2 protein-coding genes are annotated in these 1,092 nt (G+C 72.4%); both read left to right on the plus strand.

Translation table 11 applies throughout. From position 1 onward, the window contains the following. On the plus strand, nt 1-583 hold a 583-nt coding region (locus ACEN88_RS32420; RefSeq protein ID WP_413346338.1), incomplete at its 5' end, for a pilus assembly protein. Further along, a complete protein-coding gene (locus ACEN88_RS32425) occupies nt 480-1,016 on the plus strand; it encodes a type IV pilin protein (RefSeq protein ID WP_413346339.1) in 537 nt (178 codons plus the stop codon). The genes ACEN88_RS32420 and ACEN88_RS32425, both read left to right, overlap by 104 nt. Nucleotides 1,017-1,092 lie beyond the last annotated feature (76 nt).

The raw sequence follows: 1,092 nt of genomic DNA on the forward strand, positions 1-1,092 counted from the left end.
CGACATTGCCGGCGCGGCCGGCGTGCCGGCGGAGCGCACCGCGCACTTCGGTCCCGCGGGCGGCCACGCGTTCGCGGAGGACTGCGGCCGCGGCGCGGACGACCTTGGGCTGTGCCGCGAGCGTTCGCCGCCGGCGTGGCAGGCGCTCGACCTCGCGAACGCCGGCAACCCGGCGCTCGTGCCCTATGGCCGGTTCACGGGCGCCGTGCTGGCGACCGGCCGTGGGGGCTTGACCGCGCGGCTGCCGGCCTACGTCATCGAAAGGATCGCGCCGGCGGGGGCGACGGCGCAACTGGGCAGCTTTTATCGCGTCACGGCCATCGGCTTCGGGACCCGGACGTCGACGCGGGTCGTATTGCAGTCACTGGTCCGGGTGCCGCCGCCGGCGGGTGGTACCGGTGGCGATCACGGACATGGAAACGACGATGATGAAGGACATGACAATGGCAACGAGGACGCACGCGGCGGCGGCAACGGCGATGGGCAGCCGTCCCGGCCGCCGGAGCGCCGGCTTCCGGCCGGCCGGATCGGCTGGCGCGAGATCGCGAACTGGGACGAGCTGCACGCCCGTACCCGGCCATGACGCGGGATTCACGCTCGTCGAACTGATGATCGTCCTGACCATCGTCTGCATCCTCGGCGCGCTCGCGTACCCGTCCTACGCCGGCTACACCGTGCGCGTCAGGCGCGTCGAGGGCCAGGTGGCGCTGATCGACGCCATGCAGCGCCAGGAGCGCTACCGGCTCCAGCATCAAACGTATGTCGAGTTCTCGGCGACCGAGCCCGGCGCGGACGGCTTCGCGTGGTGGTCGGGCTCGAGCGCGGCCGCCAGCGCCTACGAGCTCGACGCGCATGCCTGTCCCGGCCGCGAGATCGGGGACTGCGTCGAGATCCGCGCCCGTCCCGGCACGGTCCGCGTCGACATGCGCTTCCGCGATCCCGATTGCGGCGCGCTGACGCTCGACAGTACCGGGCACCAGGGCGCGGAACACCCGGAGGTGCGATGTTGGCCATGACATCCATTCCCAGGCGCGCCTGGCGGGCGGACGGGGTGACGCTGCCCGAACTGTGCATCGTCCTCGCCGCGTCCGC

This window comes from Massilia sp. CT11-108 (assembly GCF_047302915.1).
Taxonomy (GTDB): Bacteria; Pseudomonadota; Gammaproteobacteria; order Burkholderiales; family Burkholderiaceae_D; genus Telluria; species Telluria orientalis.

Excerpts from the sequence above, each read along its gene's own strand:
- ACEN88_RS32425 (WP_413346339.1), top strand. The coding sequence starts at position 480 with ATGGGCAGCCGTCCCGGCCGCCGGAGCGCCGGCTTCCGGCCGGCCGGA.